The organism is Singulisphaera chitinilytica, assembly GCF_049331405.1.
Lineage (GTDB): Bacteria > Planctomycetota > Planctomycetia > Isosphaerales > Isosphaeraceae > PoT.
In genome coordinates, this window is the sequence record NZ_CP186274.1 from 1543469 (window position 1) to 1558736 (window position 15268).

At 66.0% G+C, this 15268-nt stretch carries 21 protein-coding genes; all 21 read left to right on the top strand.

The features are described 5' to 3' along the window. Positions 1-6: 6 nt before the first annotated feature. The 21 genes from ACOYYX_RS05995 (at position 7) to ACOYYX_RS06095 (ending at position 15246) form a co-directional block, all read left to right on the top strand. Positions 7-798 (top strand): M12 family metallopeptidase, encoded by a 792-nt coding sequence (locus ACOYYX_RS05995; protein ID WP_422929022.1) that lies wholly within the window; start codon positions 7-9, stop codon positions 796-798. Continuing rightward, positions 761-1036 carry a hypothetical protein gene (locus ACOYYX_RS06000; protein WP_422929023.1) on the top strand — a complete coding sequence of 92 codons (276 nt, stop codon included), beginning with the start codon at positions 761-763 and terminating at the stop codon, positions 1034-1036. The genes ACOYYX_RS05995 and ACOYYX_RS06000 overlap by 38 nt, the downstream gene beginning before the upstream one ends. A 37-nt stretch (positions 1037-1073) precedes the next feature. Continuing rightward, positions 1074-1370, top strand: coding sequence for a hypothetical protein (locus ACOYYX_RS06005; protein WP_422929024.1), 297 nt, complete (start codon positions 1074-1076; stop codon positions 1368-1370). Positions 1371-1439: 69 nt separating this feature from the next. After that, entirely contained in the window at positions 1440-2204 is a 765-nt protein-coding gene (locus ACOYYX_RS06010) for a hypothetical protein (RefSeq protein ID WP_422929025.1), read from the top strand. Positions 2205-2219: 15 nt separating this feature from the next. Then, positions 2220-2651 carry a hypothetical protein gene (locus ACOYYX_RS06015; RefSeq protein ID WP_422929026.1) on the top strand — a complete coding sequence of 144 codons (432 nt, stop codon included), beginning with the start codon at positions 2220-2222 and terminating at the stop codon, positions 2649-2651. Beyond that, positions 2630-4036, top strand: coding sequence for a DNA-packaging protein (locus tag ACOYYX_RS06020; RefSeq protein WP_422929027.1), 1407 nt, complete (start codon positions 2630-2632; stop codon positions 4034-4036). Before ACOYYX_RS06015 ends, ACOYYX_RS06020 begins: the two co-directional genes overlap by 22 nt. Before the next feature lie 2 nt (positions 4037-4038). Continuing rightward, the gene (locus tag ACOYYX_RS06025) at positions 4039-5700 is read left to right on the top strand and encodes a hypothetical protein (protein WP_422929028.1); all 1662 of its coding nucleotides are present in this window, start codon (positions 4039-4041) and stop codon (positions 5698-5700) included. A gap of 50 nt (positions 5701-5750) precedes the next feature. Next, a complete protein-coding gene (locus ACOYYX_RS06030) occupies positions 5751-6548 on the top strand; it encodes a hypothetical protein (protein WP_422929029.1) in 798 nt (265 codons plus the stop codon). 15 nt (positions 6549-6563) lie between these two features. After that, positions 6564-6989 (top strand): hypothetical protein, encoded by a 426-nt coding sequence (locus tag ACOYYX_RS06035; protein WP_422929030.1) that lies wholly within the window; start codon positions 6564-6566, stop codon positions 6987-6989. A gap of 59 nt (positions 6990-7048) precedes the next feature. Further along, positions 7049-8164, top strand: coding sequence for a hypothetical protein (locus tag ACOYYX_RS06040; protein WP_422929031.1), 1116 nt, complete (start codon positions 7049-7051; stop codon positions 8162-8164). Positions 8165-8325: 161 nt separating this feature from the next. Further along, positions 8326-8523 carry a hypothetical protein gene (locus ACOYYX_RS06045; RefSeq protein ID WP_422929032.1) on the top strand — a complete coding sequence of 66 codons (198 nt, stop codon included), beginning with the start codon at positions 8326-8328 and terminating at the stop codon, positions 8521-8523. Next, the gene (locus tag ACOYYX_RS06050; RefSeq protein WP_422929033.1) at positions 8520-9026 is read left to right on the top strand and encodes a hypothetical protein; all 507 of its coding nucleotides are present in this window, start codon (positions 8520-8522) and stop codon (positions 9024-9026) included. The genes ACOYYX_RS06045 and ACOYYX_RS06050 overlap by 4 nt, the downstream gene beginning before the upstream one ends. 12 nt (positions 9027-9038) lie before the next feature. After that, positions 9039-9467, top strand: coding sequence for a hypothetical protein (locus ACOYYX_RS06055; RefSeq protein WP_422929034.1), 429 nt, complete (start codon positions 9039-9041; stop codon positions 9465-9467). 33 nt (positions 9468-9500) lie between these two features. After that, positions 9501-9875, top strand: a complete 375-nt coding sequence (locus ACOYYX_RS06060; protein ID WP_422929035.1) for a hypothetical protein — start codon at positions 9501-9503, stop codon at positions 9873-9875. A gap of 54 nt (positions 9876-9929) precedes the next feature. Beyond that, positions 9930-11561, top strand: a complete 1632-nt coding sequence (locus ACOYYX_RS06065; protein ID WP_422929036.1) for an SGNH/GDSL hydrolase family protein — start codon at positions 9930-9932, stop codon at positions 11559-11561. A gap of 76 nt (positions 11562-11637) precedes the next feature. Then, positions 11638-12309 carry a hypothetical protein gene (locus ACOYYX_RS06070; protein ID WP_422929037.1) on the top strand — a complete coding sequence of 224 codons (672 nt, stop codon included), beginning with the start codon at positions 11638-11640 and terminating at the stop codon, positions 12307-12309. Between the two features lie 7 nt (positions 12310-12316). Next, positions 12317-12442: a hypothetical protein gene (locus tag ACOYYX_RS06075; RefSeq protein WP_422929038.1), complete on the top strand. Its 126-nt coding sequence runs from the start codon at positions 12317-12319 to the stop codon at positions 12440-12442. Between the two features lies 1 nt (position 12443). Then, a complete protein-coding gene (locus ACOYYX_RS06080) occupies positions 12444-13310 on the top strand; it encodes a hypothetical protein (RefSeq protein WP_422929039.1) in 867 nt (288 codons plus the stop codon). 3 nt (positions 13311-13313) lie between these two features. Continuing rightward, on the top strand, positions 13314-13820 hold the full coding sequence (locus tag ACOYYX_RS06085; protein ID WP_422929040.1) for a hypothetical protein: 507 nt from the start codon (positions 13314-13316) through the stop codon (positions 13818-13820). After that, on the top strand, positions 13810-14316 hold the full coding sequence (locus ACOYYX_RS06090) for a hypothetical protein (RefSeq protein ID WP_422929041.1): 507 nt from the start codon (positions 13810-13812) through the stop codon (positions 14314-14316). Before ACOYYX_RS06085 ends, ACOYYX_RS06090 begins: the two co-directional genes overlap by 11 nt. Positions 14317-14331: 15 nt before the next feature. After that, the gene (locus ACOYYX_RS06095; RefSeq protein ID WP_422929042.1) at positions 14332-15246 is read left to right on the top strand and encodes a hypothetical protein; all 915 of its coding nucleotides are present in this window, start codon (positions 14332-14334) and stop codon (positions 15244-15246) included. Positions 15247-15268: the final 22 nt, after the last annotated feature.

Consider the following 15268-nt stretch of genomic DNA (forward strand, 5'->3'; position numbering starts at 1 on the left):
GTAACGATGCATGAACTCGAACAGATCAGGGCTTGCGTCTGTCGCAAGCTCGACCCCGCGTGCACCCCCCTGAGGGGCGTCATCGCCGACGCGGAGCGCGAGACCCGCGAGCTCCTGGGCTTCGGCCAGCCCCAGACGGCCGCGATGCTGACCTCGGCCCACTGGGCGCCGGGGAAGACGCTCCGGATCGCGTTCCGGGGAGGCACGCGGGCCGCTCGGCGGGTCGTGATGGCGGCCGCTCTCGAGTGGATGAAATACGCGAACATCGACATCGTCCAGGTGACCTCGGGCGCCTGCGACATCCGCTGTTCGTTCGATCCCGGCGGCTCCTGGAGCTACATCGGGACGGAAATCCTCTCGGTCCCGCCCGATCAGCCGACCATGAACATCGGCTGGGGGCCGGACATGCCGACCTGCCTCCACGAGCTGGGCCATACGTTGGGGCTCATCCACGAGCATCAGAACCCGCAGGCCAAGATCCCGTGGGACGAGCCCGCCGTCCTGGCCTATTACGCCGGGGCGCCGAACTTCTGGACCGCCCGCCAGACCATCGACAACGTCTTGACCGTCATGGACCCGCGTCTCCTGACGAACGGCGGGTTCGACAAGCATTCGATCATGGAATACCCCATCCCGGCCGAGCTGGTCACCGACCCGAGCTTCGCTGTGGGGTGGAATACCGAGCTCTCCGCCGGCGATAAGGCGCTCATCGCCGGCCTGTACCCCGGGGCCGATGCCAAAGCGCGACTGGAGTTGGGACATGGGATTCAGCGAGACGTTAGCGGCCGTCAAGGATAGCGTCGTCGAGGCGGCAAAGGTCGCGGCCGACGTGGCGAGGGAGGCCGGCAAGGCGATCGATGACGCGGTCGACTTCACCAAGCTCGAGGAGATCGCCCTCGAGAGCTACACCTCGCACGGGATGGAAGGCGTGGTCTCGGCCCTGAGCACGCGGACTTCCGAGTTCATCGTGGATCCGACCGCGGCCCGGGTCGTCTCCGTGACGCTCACGCTCGCCAAGGGGCTGGCCAAGAAGTGACCCCTCACGAGCTCACATCCTGATTAGGACTGCGCCGATGACTGTGCATCACGAGGCGGGGGTGACGGTGGCCTTGTCGACCGGTTTGGGCTGGTGGCTCGTCAATACGTTCTATCAGCACGGCCCGAGTTGGGAGCTTTGCCCGCCGATCCTCTTCGGGACCGCGGCCGTCATCGGCGCAGTCAAGTCGTGGAAGAACGACGAGCAGAAGCGGGAAATCGAGAGGCAGAAGCTCCGGCACGAGGAGGACCGGCATCGCCTGGAGATGTCCCTGCTCGAGGAGAAACACCGGATCGAGCTGGCACTCATCCAAACGAGCCAGCCATCGACGTGACGGCCATGGGTGCGGGCGCGGGGTGATAGGTTTCAACGTACCTACCCACCTGAGCCCGGGGCGAGTGACATGGACGAATTGACGAATGAAGACGTCGTGAGGGCGATCATTAAGTCTCTCTTGGTGATGCCGAGTACGGACGTCGTTTTCGACACGCTTGGCCGCTCGGACAAAGAGTGCATCGAGGCGGTGAGCCGCGCTATTGATTCCGGTCATGTCGAGATGTGGGAGTGTGAGGAGATCGGGCGGACGTTGACGCTCACTCCGTACGCGGCCGAGCTCGCAGGGGTCGCCATCTCGATGAGTCGGCCGAGAGCAACCCTTTGTTCCCGGGAAGACGAGGCAGATGAAGAGGAAATCGAAGACGCAGAAGGTGACTCGTCCCAACAGCCTTATTGGCGGAGACTCGATAAGCCGGAACCGCCGAATATTGTCTTGCATCAGCACAAATCGGAGGTCAGCTACGGGCTGGATTACGAGGACTTTGAGGATAGCTCAATCCCTGACCCTCTTGTTGCTGTCATGGTGTCCGAGGACTACTTCGAGGCCATCAGAAATGGCATCAAGGCAGGGGAAACCACCCCGCTCCCTGGCCCCTTCTCGATCGACGTCGACAGGCCCCCGAGGATGCGAGTCCTCTACGGCCAGCGTCTCCAATGGCCCGTCCTCAACGTCCCCGGTCAGCCGTGCAAGGCCTGCTTCAACCGGCCCCTCTTCGTCGGATACTGCCTGATCTGCGACATCTCGGGAATCGATCGTTTCCTCCCGGGGCCCGAAGATCGCGACCGACGACGCAAGAGACGCGCCAAGTCCGAGGGCGAGACGAACCCCTGAACCGAGGACACACCGGTGGCAAAACCACGAGTCACGCGTAACAAGCCGGTCTCCCGCAAGGGGACCCCCGTCGCGCCCATCGAGGCCGTCTCCGAGCTCCAGAAGAGTCGTTTCCTCGACGAATTCCGGCGCGAGCACAACATCCCGAATGCCCTGGCCAAGGGCGGTTTCGATCGACCCTGGCTCAAGCGGCTCCTGGCCGAGGACAAGGCGTTCCGCGACGCCTTCCGGGCGATCCGACGCGAGTGGGTCGAGAAGATCGAGCGCAAGGCCTTCGAAGTGGCCGCGGCGGGGGATGGGCCGATGATGCGGTTCATCCTCCAATCCCTCCGCCCCAACACCTACGGCCAGAAATCGAAGGTCGATATCAAGATCGAGGACATTTCCAAGCTCTCCGATGAGGAGCTTGCGGAGTTGATCAAGAAATGCGGCGTGAAGGACTCTTGAAGCTGGCCCTCGCCGAGGCGGAGCGGCGGAGGCGGGAGCGAATTCACTCCGAGTTCCCTCGCTACGACTGGTTCGGCGAGGACTGCGGCTGCCCCGCCGAGGGGCGGAGGGAAGGGGGATCTTGCCCCGCCCATCCTCGGGCCCGCGAGAATCAGCGGATGCCGGATGGGGAGTGGAGCACGTGGTACATCGAGACCGGACGAGGCTTCGGCAAGACGCGATCGGGGGCCGAAGTCGTCCGATATTGGGCGGACAAGCTCCCGCCCAAGACGCGAATCGCGCTGGTGGGCCCGACCGCGGCCGACGTCCGCGACGTCATGATCGAGGGGGAGTCCGGCCTCCTCGAAGTCTGCCCGCCCTGGAATAAGCCGGTCTATCTGCCGTCGAAACGCAAGGTCGTCTGGCCGAACGGGACGGTGGCGTTCCTCTACTCGGCCGACGAGCCCGAGCGGTTGCGAGGCCCCCAGCATCACAAGGCATGGTGCGACGAGATGGGCGCCTGGGATAAACCATTGGCTTATGACATGTTGAAATTCGGCCTCCGACTCGGCGACACGCCCCAGGACGTCATCACGACCACTCCCAAGCCCAAGGATTGGCTCCGCGTCATCAAGAAGCAGCTCGGGACCTATCTCACGAAGGGCTCGACGTACGACAACAAGGCCAATCTGGCGAAAGACTTCTTCGATAAGATCATCAAGAAATACGAGGGGACCCGCCTCGGCGAGCAGGAGTTGAACGCGGTCGACCACGAGGATACGCCGGGCGCCTTGTGGAATACCGACATGCTCACCGGCTGTGCCTGCGAGCCCTCGGAGGTCCCTGACTTCCTCCGCGTCGTCGTGGCGGTCGACCCCTCGGTCAAGGATCCCAACGTCAACCCGGACAACGACTCGGCCGAGTGCGGCATCGTCGTCGTGGGCGTCGCCTACTTGCTCCACCCGCTCCTCGGCCCTTGCCTTCACGCCTGGGTGATCGCCGACAGGTCGATCAAGGAATCGCCCCGGAAGTGGGGCCAAGCCGCGATCGACGCCTATCGCGAGTTCGGGGCCGACGTCCTTGCGGCCGAGGTCAACAACGGGGGGGCCCTGGTGGAGGCGGTGATCCACGGCATCGACCCCAACGTCAACTTCAAGGAGCTGCACGCGAGCCGGGGCAAATACACCCGCGCGGAGCCGGTCTCGAGCCTCTACGAACAGGGCCGGGTCTTCCACGTGCGGACGGCCAACCTCGCCAAGCTCGAGGCCCAGATGTGCAACTGGGTGCCGACGTCGAAGTCTCCCGACCGGATGGACGCCCTCGTTTGGGCGATCACGGAAGCCGTTCTCGAGGCCCTCCCGGCCGTGTTCTCCGATGACGCCCTCTTCGAAGGGTATAGGGGCTGATCATGGGCTTCTTCGCCGGCTTCGCCTCCTGGCTCTCGACGTTCCGCAAGGAGAACGTCACGAACCAGACCCTCCCGACCACGGAATTCGGCGGGTTCGACTCCTACGGGCGGTTCCAGGCCCGATTGCAGCGTTACGCGCTCTACTGGGCCATGTACGAGAACTCCCAGTATGACAACGTCCACAAGTGGGCCGAGACGTACCTCACGGAATACGGCCTCTACCGCTTCACCCGGGGCATCTACAACCCCACGAAGCGACTGGGGGACTTCTGGGGCTCGCACCTCATGGGCGGGACGCTCGATCCGAAGGCCGGCGACGGCAAGGAGTGCCCCTCGGCCCTCCCGATCCTGACGTCGAACGACGCCCTCAGGCCGGCGATCGCGACACTGTGGCGCGATTCCAACCTCCAGGAGTCCAAGGAGCTCTATTGCCGCCTGGGGGCGATCCTGGGGGACGTCGTGCTCCAGATCGTCGACGATCCCGAGGCAGGCCGCGTCGCGATCCGCGTCGTCCACCCCGGCACGCTCACCTGGGTCGAAGATGACGGGTGGGGCAACGTCATCGCCTACCGGATCGAGGAAGCACGCCTCTCGCCCGACGTCGACCCGCGCACGATCAGCGAGTCGGTCAGCCCGGAGATCATGCGGAACACGGTGAAATACACCGAGGATGCCTACCTCGACAAGAAAAAGGGCAGGGTGGTCTATCGGACCTACCTCAACGGCTCGCCCTATGCGTGGAACAACGTCGCGGCCGAGTGGGATGTCCCGTATCCGTTCATCCCGCTGATCGTCCATCGCCACCAACGGACGTCGCCGAACTCGTTCTGGGGCATGGCGGAGGTTCACTCCGGCCACACCAAGATCCGGAATTGCGACGACGTGGCCAGCAAGCTCCACGATCAGATCAGGAAGGCCGTCGAGGGCGTGTGGATGCTCGCGGGCGTCCAGGCCCCGGCGCCCGGCGGCAAGCAGCCGACTGCGACGATGGGGGCCTCGACGAAGGATTCCCCCCAGCAGGGGCGCCAGGAGATGAAGACGGTTTACGCCGGCATCGGCGCCACGGCGACGCCGCTCATCTTCCCGCTGGATATCCAGTTCACGAGCGTGGAGATCCAGAACTCGTACAAGTCGATCGAGGACGACTATCCCGAGCTCGCCTTCCAGCGGATCCGGCTCTCCGGCGACGCGTCCGCCCTGGCCCTGCGCGAGGCGCGAAAGCCGGACGAGGCGAAGGTGATTACCCGACGCTCCGGCTATGACCACTCGCTCTGCATTGCCCAGAAATACGCGATCGCCATCGGCGGCATGCGTGGTTACGAGGGGTATCAGGGCTTCGGCCTCGACGACCTGCGATCGGGGGCCCTCGAGCATCGCATCGGCGAACGCCCCGTCTTCCACCTCGATCCCATGGACCGGCTGCAGGAGGACCAGGCCTTTTGGACCGCCGCCCAGGCCGCCGTCACGGCCGGAGTCCCGCTCTCCGTGTTCCTCGAACGCCACGGCTGGAGCGACGCCCAGATCCAGGAACTCAACGACGCGAAGGAGGCCGAGGCGAAGGCCCTCGAGCCGGCCGAACCCGTCGACCCCGAATCAACTCGCACCCCGGCCGATCCCCCGGCCGGCGAGAGCGACCCCGACGACGTCACGCCAGGGGCGTGAGTCCTTCCCCAGGGTAGCCAGGGGCTACCGTCTCCTTTCCCGAGTGACCCATGTTGAACCGCATCCAACGCATTCTCCTCGACCCCAAGGGGGCCGAAGGATCGATCGTCGACCGCCTCTATGCTCGGATCCAGGCCGGTCTACCCCTCCCCTCCGTCAGTGGCGGAGACGGGTCGGGCGACGGGAACCAGAATACTCCCCCGGCCGGTGGCCAGGGCGGCGGAAATGGGAATGAGCCGGACCTCGCAAAGACGGTTCAAGATCTCATCACCAAGCACGGCGATGAGAATAAGGCGATGAAGATCCTTCTCAAGGAGAATCATCAGCTCCGCGCGAAGAACTCGAAGCTCAAGGGGAACACGGTTCCCGAAGGGGCGAAGGTTCTCCAAGGGGACGATGCCAAGGCCTGGGATGCGTACGTGGCACTCGGCCTGCCCGACGCCTTGAAGACGTCCCTCGAAGACGGGACCAAGGCCTTAAATGAACTCGGGGGCCTCCGCAAGGCGGAGCTCCATCGCACCGTGGCGGAATCGCTCGGCTTCAAGGAAGCCGTCCTGACGACGCTGATCGAGAAGGACCAACTCCAGCTCGAGGTGAAGGAAGAGACCGACAAGGGCAAGACTGTCAAGGTGGCCTACGCCAAGGGCGTGGACCCCAAGGCACCCGAGGCGCTGACCAAGCTCTCGGACTATGCCCAGTCCAAGTGGTCGGACTTCCTCCCCTCGCTCAAGGCCGAAACGTCGCCCGCCCGGCCGGTCCTCGGGACGCCCAAGGCTTCCCGGGCCTTCGATGCGGGCTCCCAAACCGAAGTGAGGCCGGCGCCGATGAGGCGCACGGCCGGCATCTGATCCAGGACTCTTCCCATGGCCAATCTGACCGTCACCGCGGACGCCGTCGCCATCTGCCATCGCCCCGAGACCGCCGAGATTTGGCGGGGCGTCGCTGCCGAGGTCATCACCCCCGGGCAGACCGTCTACCAGACGTCCGCCGGGACCTGGGGCGTCGGCGCCGCCGGGACCAACGGCAAGTATCAAATCCGCGGCATCGCCCTGAACAAGGCGGGGGCCGGGCAAGCCGTCGAAATCCTCATCAAGGGGTTCGTCTCGGGCTTCAACCTGTCCTCGCTCGCGTATGACGCCCAGGTCTTCGCCTCGGACACCGCCGGGGCCCTCGCCGACGCGGCCGGGACGCACTCCGTGGCGATGGGCCGCGTCGTAGCCCTGTCGGACGTGCCCAGCTATTCCAAGGTCCTCTACGTCCACGCGAATTGGGCCGCCCAGATCCCGTGATCCCGGCCCCGCCGCGGCGAGTGTCCTCCACCTCACATTGACCAGTCAAGGGAAAGCACATGTCCGACATTTACGGGGCGCTGGGTCTCAACAACACGGATAACCAGCGTACGTTCGTCTCGACCATCGGCCAGCAGGCCATCTACGACGCGGTCGCGTACGTCTTCGGCATCCACAATGCCGACATGGAATCGGCGATGCGGCTGTTCGTCGACCAGACCACCGACTCGTTCAAGATGAGGTACATGCTCCCCGGCGGCGGGTACCTCCAGAAGGGCGGCTCGCAGTCCTTGCCGGCCGTGAAGAAGGCCACCGGCTCCTGGGACGTCGCCTTCCCGCTGGAGAGCTGGGGCGCGGGGCTCTCGGCCGATCGCGTCGCCTGGGCGTACATGACCCTGGCGGACCTGGATCGCCACCTCAACAGCGTGTTCATGGCGAACGCCAACACGGTCCGGCGCGAAATCCTCCGCGCCCTGTTCAACAACACGGCAGCCACGTTCTCCGACCCGCTGCGGGGCGACCTGACCATCCAGCGCCTTGCCAACAATGACGGCACGGTCTATCCGCCCGTCCTGGGATCCGACGTCGACACGACCGGGTACAACGCCTACCTCGCCAGCGGGTACGTCTATACCGCGATCGACAACACCCACAACCCGATCCCGACCATCGTCAACAGCCTCGAGCAGTTCTTCGGGACCCCGACCGGGGGTAGCCCCGTCGTCGTGTTCTGCAACAACGAAGAGTCGCCCTTCTTCGAGGCCCTGACGGAGTTCGTGCCGTTCACGCTGAACACCGTCATTCCCGGGGATGACCGCGACACGGTCAACGTCGGATCCATCCCCAGGGAGGTCTTCGACCCGAGCGACCCCCGTCGCAACACCTGGCGCGTGCTGGGGACGATCAACGGCGCCGTGATCGTGGAGTGGCGGGCCATCCCGGCAACCTACCTCCTCGGCATCCACGTCGAGGCCCCCAAGCCGATCATCCAGCGCATCGACCTGGCCGGGACCGGGCTCACCCCGGGCCTGCAGCTCGTGAAGACGAACGACGTGACCCCGTTCACGTCGAGCTACTACGACAACCGCTTCGGCATGGGCGTCGGCAACCGCCTCAACGGCGTGGTCATGCAGCTCACGGCCGGAGCCTACTCCGTCCCCGCGCAGTTCGCGTAACCCTCATGTGATGGCCTCGGCCGATCGCGGGTGTTTTCAAGGGTAGGCCTCGAGGTTTACCCCTGATCCTCTCGTGATGGCCATGTGATGGCCCGAGGCGATCTTGATCATCCTCCAGGGCATGCCACTCGGCATGCCCTTTCTTTTGCCCACATCGAACCATGGCCAGACCTGAATCCATCGCGATCAAGCAAGAGCGGCACATCGCGGAGACGAAAGCCACGCTCGAGGCCCTCAGGGGACTGCCGAAGCTCCTCGAGGACATCCAGCTCCAGCTCGTGGCGATCGAGGAGAGGCTCGCCAAGCTCTCCGCATCCTCCGCCCCCGCTCGCAACCGACCGAAGGACCAAGAATCATGAGCTCGAACATTCGCGGATGGGCCCGCCACGGCAAGACGGACGTGGACGCCCTCTCGATCAACGGCAAGCCGTTCAGCGGGAACGCGGCCGACCTCAACATCGTCGCGGGCCAGGCCGCGGCCGGCGTGAAGATGCCGCGGTCGGTCGTCGTCCCCCTGGCCGGCGGCAACGACGCGGCCGGCGGCCTCGGCGCCTGGGCCAACCCGGAGCCGGGCCCGATCGTCGTGAGCCGGGTGACGGTGGACATCACGACCATCGCCAACGCGGCCTGCACGCTCAAGGCGGGCTCCGCGGCCAACAAGACGACGGCGAGCGCCAACCTGATCGACACCCTCGACGTGAGGACGTCGGTCATCACGGCGAGCAACATCTCCAACCCCGGGACGAACGGCAAGGCGCTGCAGCGCGTCGCGGCCGGGGCCGCCGTCACCTTCTCGACGGCCTCGGGCGCGAGCGCCGGGCTCGCCGGGAACGCCGTCATCGAGTACACGCCCCTGACCTGATCGGAGGCGCCCATGTCGCTCACCGTCGTCCAGGCCCGTCAGATCCTCTCGAGGAGATGCGGGCCCTGGATCGCGCTCGCGGACTTCAACGATTGCCTCCTTCGGGCGGCGATCTTCTGCGGGATCCAGCCGGCGGCCTTCCCCCTCGTCGCCGATGGCGACCTCTCCGGACTCTCCTCGGACCAGTTGCCGAAGCTCTTCGACGTGATCGAGTACCACGTTGCGGAGAGCGCCTCGAACAACTGCGACGAGGTCGAGATGCGTCGGGTGGGGATCCAGGACGATCCGGGGAAGCTCTACACCAAGCTCGAGCGGTTCGCCGGGCGGAAGCTCTGCTATCTCCAGAAGACGTACAACTACGGCGTCGCCCCCCTCACCGGCGGGACGATCAACCTCGACTTCCAGGCCCAGAACGACTGCCTCCCCAACGGCGGTTGCTGAGCCGATCCCCATCCGACAAATCGGGACTCCATCATGTCAGCCGAAACCAAGGCTTCGCTGATCGCGTTCGGCATGTCGATGCTGCTCTTCGGCGGCATTGGCCTGGCCTTCGTCCTGGCGAGGCTCGCGTTCTCCGGCCGGGCGAGGGAGGCCGCTTGCCGCCTCATCGCCGAGGCCCTCCCGCATCGGCTCGCCTACTGGGTGGGCATCCGGATCATGTCGCACGCCTCCCGGACCAACTTCCTCGACGTCCCCGCGCGGCAGATCGGGGCCCACGAGGCCCTGGAGAACTGGCGGCATGAGGAGTGTCGCCGGCCCGAGCCGAGGCGAAGGCCCGTCGTCGCGGGCCCGGATCCCTCCGGCGAGCCCGACCCGATCGCCCCGACGTCCCCCTTGACGCTCCCGTGACAGATCGCCCGCAACCCGGCCCTTCACCGACACGCTTCAAATCGGAGTGATCCAATGCGACGAATGTTCTCATGGTTCGGCATGGCGGCGGCCGTCGTCTCGCTCGCGTGGCTCGGCGATGTCACGCCCCGCGGAAACGCCCAGGGGCCCCCGCTCGACCCCGTCACGTCGATGACGAGCACGCAGCGGAAGGCCCGCACGATCACGGGCGATGTGCTCGTGGTCGAGAGCGACACGGGGCTGATGTTCACGGGCAAGAAGAATGTGACGGGCGGAAAGGCGATCGGCCTCACCACCCAGCGCATGTTGCTCGAGCGGATGCGCCGTGCGGCGGTCGCGGCTCGCGCCAGCAACGTCATCGACAATCAGCCGATGGCCTCGCCCCCCACGATCACGACCGGGACGAGCTTCACGCAGACGAAGAACTATTACCTCGCCGGCTCCGGCGTCCTGACCAACCAGGACAAGTTCACCATCGTCGGGGGCGTGCCGTTCGCCAACACGAGCGGCTCCCTGGCCGGCAACTATCTCAGCGTCTATTCGGTCTCTTCGACCTCGGGATCGAACATCGGTCCGCCGGGCATCTACCAGCAAGGCTGGTACATCGAAGGGATGACCGACGCGCCGACGCTTGTATTCAGCTACTTCCGCACGTCCGAGAGCGGCGTGATGATCGCCGTCTCCGAGAACGGCGGCCCGATGCAATACACGTCGATGACGCCTACCCCGATCTTCAACAACGGCAACGCCTGCGGGACGAACACGGGCGTGGTGACGATCGCGTTCGGCTCGTCGAAGATCAGGCGAGTCCGGATCGAGTTCGGCAACCAGCAGGTGGACGAGACCTGCGGCGGATCCGGCGGCGTGCTCAGCGTCCGCGGCTTCTTCGTCGACCCGGGATACTCCATCTGGAAGCCCAAAGACCTCGATATCGTCAACGCCGGGGGGATCGGTGACAGCTACACGGTCCAGGCCCCGCGCGATGCCGGCATGCAGGCGGTGAACTGGTTCCGCACGGCGTCGGCCAAGCTCGGCTGGCGGCCAACCTGCATGGCCCAGGGCGGGACGGGATATTCGAAGGTCAACGGCGCGTTGCCGGCGGCGTCCGACCCGCTGCGGCTCGCCGACCTCACGGCCCAGCCCTATGACGTGTTCGTGTTCGCCCTGGGGACGAACGACGTCAGCGGCAACGACGGCACGGCCGTCGCGCTGCCCGACATCCAGGCCAAGGCCCTGACGTGCTTCAACGCGGCGAGGGCGGCCAACCCCATCGCCCCGATCATCGTGGTTGCCCCCTGGCCGAGGCCCACGTTCCCGACCCAGACCCAATCGGACTGCGCCACGGCGGTGGCCGCCGCCTTCAACCAGTTCGCCGACCCCAACAGCCTCTTCATCCCCATCTATGCAGATCCGTCCGGCAACTGGATGGCGGGGACGAGCTATCAGGGAAAGCTGAACAGCTCCAATGACATCTCGTATCGCTACATCTGGGCGGACGCGATCCATCCCGTCCTCGCTGGCCACTATTACTACGGCGACCGCGTCGCCCACGCGATCCGCGATTGGCTCATGTCCACCAGCGTGACGGATCGCGGGACCGGCCGGATCCCGTCCGAATCCATCGCCTTCGCACCCCTCAAACGGCCGGTCGCCCGGGAGCCCGAATGGCTCCCGAAGGCCGCCTGACGTCACTCGCGAGAACCCACGATCACCCATCCCGCCGGCCTCCCAACGGGCCGGCGAGGAGGGCGGAGGCGAGCCAATGGCGCTAGTCGATCAGCCTTTCAGCATGGTCATGGCCAAGAGCCGCGCGGGGCTCTCGGCCACGATTTATTACTTCATCCAGCTCCTCGACGGCTCGACGCCGATCGGCCCGACCGATCCCGGAGTCGGCATCATCGAGCGCACCGTCCCGGGGATCACGGACGGGACCGCCTGCTATCGGACCATCGTGAGCGACTTCGACGACACGTGGTCCGGGTGGATGGTCTGGGTCGAGACGTCGAATCAGCAAGTTTACGAACAGGCCTTCTCGCCGGCGACGCTCCGCAACGGGTCGATCACGGCCGACACGATCGCGGCGAACACGACGCTCCCGGCCAACATGCAGGCGATCCAGGGGAGTTCGGCGGCGGCCCTGAGCCTCAAGGCCCAGTCGCTCGCCGTGTTCCAGGGGACCGTCTCCAACGACTCCTCGCCGGGCACGTCGCATTTCTCCGCGAACACGACCTCGAGCCCCGGCCTGAGCACGGTCCAGGCCTTCTACGCGACGCCCCCGAGCGTCGTCGTCTTCGTGACGGGCAACCAGTGCAAGGCGGCGAAGGTGCAGTCTTACGCCGTGTCGAACGGCGTGGGCACCTTCACGCTCTCCACCCCGCTACCCCAGGCGCCGGCCGCCGGCGATACGTTCCTCATCCTCGGCATCGCCCTGTGAGGCACCCATGTTCTTCCAGCAGTTCATAACCTCGCTCCTGTCGGGCGGGGACCTGATCACCCAGTTCAACACCGCGGTCACGTCGCCGGACGCCGAGCCCGACGCGTGGAGCTGCGACGTCGAGGAGCTCTGACATGCCGGGCCCCGGATCCGAGCGACTCTCCCAGCTCCTCGGCACCACGCGCGCCTGGGCGATGACGGTGCGCACGGCGAATCGCGTCCCCGTCCCGTTCTCGCCGACCGATCCGCTCGTGGCCGAGGTGAGCCGGGGCAAGTCGCAGCCCGTGCTCTTCAACCCCGGCTGCGAGTGGACCGACTCCGACAACGGCGTCTTCCAGCTCACCATCACGGCGGGCCAGCTCGCGGCGGCCGGCATCATCCCCGACGTCTATCACCTCGTGGTCCGAGCCACCCCCGGCGACGGCCAGCCCAGGGGAGTCTACGACGGCCAGATCTCATTCAGCCCGACCGCGGGGAATGACGCCCTCCCGCCGAGCTATGCCACGCTCGAGGACCTCCAGACGTTCGCGCCGGAGATCCTCGTCTTGAAGGACAGGGATAAGACCCTCTCGGGGTTCGCCGACCAGAGGTACCAGGCGCGGGCCATCTTCGAACAGGCCCGGCTCGACCTCTACCGGCCCCAGGCCGGCCGCTCGCGCCGCTACCTCGACGACGCGGGCACCGGCCCCGGCCCGAACCTCGTCTATGCCGGGTCGCCCGATGGATCGCCGGCCCCATCGGGGAGCCAGGTCAAGGCCTGGTTCGACGCGGGCAAGCTCCTCCTGACGCGCGACATCGTCGAGGCCAATGCCCACTACGCGGCGGCCCTCGTCTTCCAGTCCCAGCCGGGGGACAACAACCCTTACGCGGCCCTGGGCGCCCGGCACATGGCCAAGGCCCTCCGCCAGTTCCTCCAATGCGTCGTCGAGTTCGATTCGACCCAGGCGCCGCCGGACTCTCCGACCCACCGGATTGACCGCGACGTCACCTACATGACGTGAGCCATGTTCAAAGCAGTCGTGAACTATGACGGGGTGGACCTCTTCGAGACGAGGCTCGCCGCGCTCGATTTCCAGCTCGCCGACTTCACCCATCTCGGCGCCCGGTTGCAGAACATCTTCATCGAGTCCAACCGCGATCGCTCCACCCAGGGCGTCGACCGCGATGACGTCGAGTTCGCCCCGCTCAACTGGGGCCAACCCCTCACGCCCAAGGAGTACCGCAAGCGCGGGGGCATGGGGCCTCCTCTCCTGCCCAGGGGGGAGGCCTCGAGGGAGATCTCCGATTTCGCCGTGGAGATCCAGATCGGCCTGTTCAATCTCGAGGTCAGGGGCCATTGGCCCAACTCGCCCTGGATGAATTACCACGTCTCGGGCTTCACCTCGCGCGGCGGCAACTCCGTCCCGGCCCGCAATCCCGCCGGCCTCGTCCCCAACGCCCTGGACGACGTCTTCGTTGCCGTCCAGGAATTCGCAGCACTCGCGGTAAGGGAAGCCTTCAATGCCCGCTGAACCGATCCTCCCCAAGGCCCAGAACGTCGAGGAGGCGAACGCCTGGCTCGCGCTGGTCGACGTCCTCACCAATGACGAGATGCTCAAGGACGTGGTCCGCATGTGGCGGACCTGGACGGGCGAGTCGGACGACTCCGACCCGCCGGCCGAGTCCCAATGCCCCTGGATCCGGCTCACCCCGGCGCCCTCTCAGATCACCATCCAGGAAGTCGACGCCTACCGCCTCGCCCTGGCCGTGCAGGTCGAGACGCTGATCCTGGGCACGAACGTCGTCGACAACCTCAACCTCTGGGGCCTCATCCGGCGGGCCATGCAGCGATCGAGCGTCATGTTCACCGGCGACAACGTCGCCGGATATCTCCGCAAGAACGGCTGCTATTTCTATCAGCTCGTCAAGCCGTCCGTCGCGATCGTCGGCTCCGTCCCCGGGATGGACAGGCCCGTCAAGGCCATCCGCTCCGAGGGCGGCATCCTCCTCAGCCTCTTCGTCTCCTGACCCAAGGAACCAGCCATGTCCCTGCGCGCCGTCCGCTTCACCAAAGAGGTCACCCCGGGCGTCTTCCCCACGTCGCCCGCGGCCGGGACCCAGTCCGTGCTCCGCCTGCACGCGAACGAATCGTTCGAGGCCCAGCCGACCCCCATCCATTACAACGTCCGCGACGCCGGCGGATCCAACCGCGTCGTCCAGACCGGATCGGCCCAATCGGGCACCGGGGGCAAGCTCATGACCCTCTTCTACTTCTCCCAGGCGAAGCTCCTGCTCCCCTGGGCGCTCAGCCTGGCCGGGGCGCCGCTCGGCGTCGGGACCGGCACGTTCGATTACGTCTGGCAGCTCGAGGACGGCACCTTCGCGTATCGCCGCTACCTGGGGGCCACCTGCAAGCGGTTCCAGCTCTCCGCCAACAACTCGGGCGATGGCGTCCTCTGCGCCCTGGCCTTCGACTTCGATTACCTGGCGGTCGCGTCGATCACCAACACGGATTTCGCCGTGCCGGCGCTCACGGCCTACCCGTCCGATCAGCCGGTCGTCTTCCAGCAGCTCGTCGGCGGCCTCACCCTCGGCAGCTCCCGGACCAACTTCAAGGAGATCAGCCTCAGCGTCGAGAACCAGACCAAGCCCCTCTACGACGAATTCAAATTCCCCTCGGCCATCCGCTGGCTCGGCCGCGACGTCACCTTCAACAGCTCGTTTCGCTACAAGTCCCAGGCCGACCGGACCGCCCTCGAGTCCGTCTCCGCGCAGACGGCGAGCCTCGCGTTCACGGACGGGACCAACACCACCACGTTCGACCTGAAGACGGCCGGCGTCATCCGGTCCGTGAGCGACTCCATGCCGCTCAACGACGCTGCCTATCAGGGGCTCTCCTTCGCCTCCCTGCTCGACGCCACGGCCGGGACGGACATTTCTGTTGCCACGACCCCGTAATCGATCCTGGGGCATCCTGGAG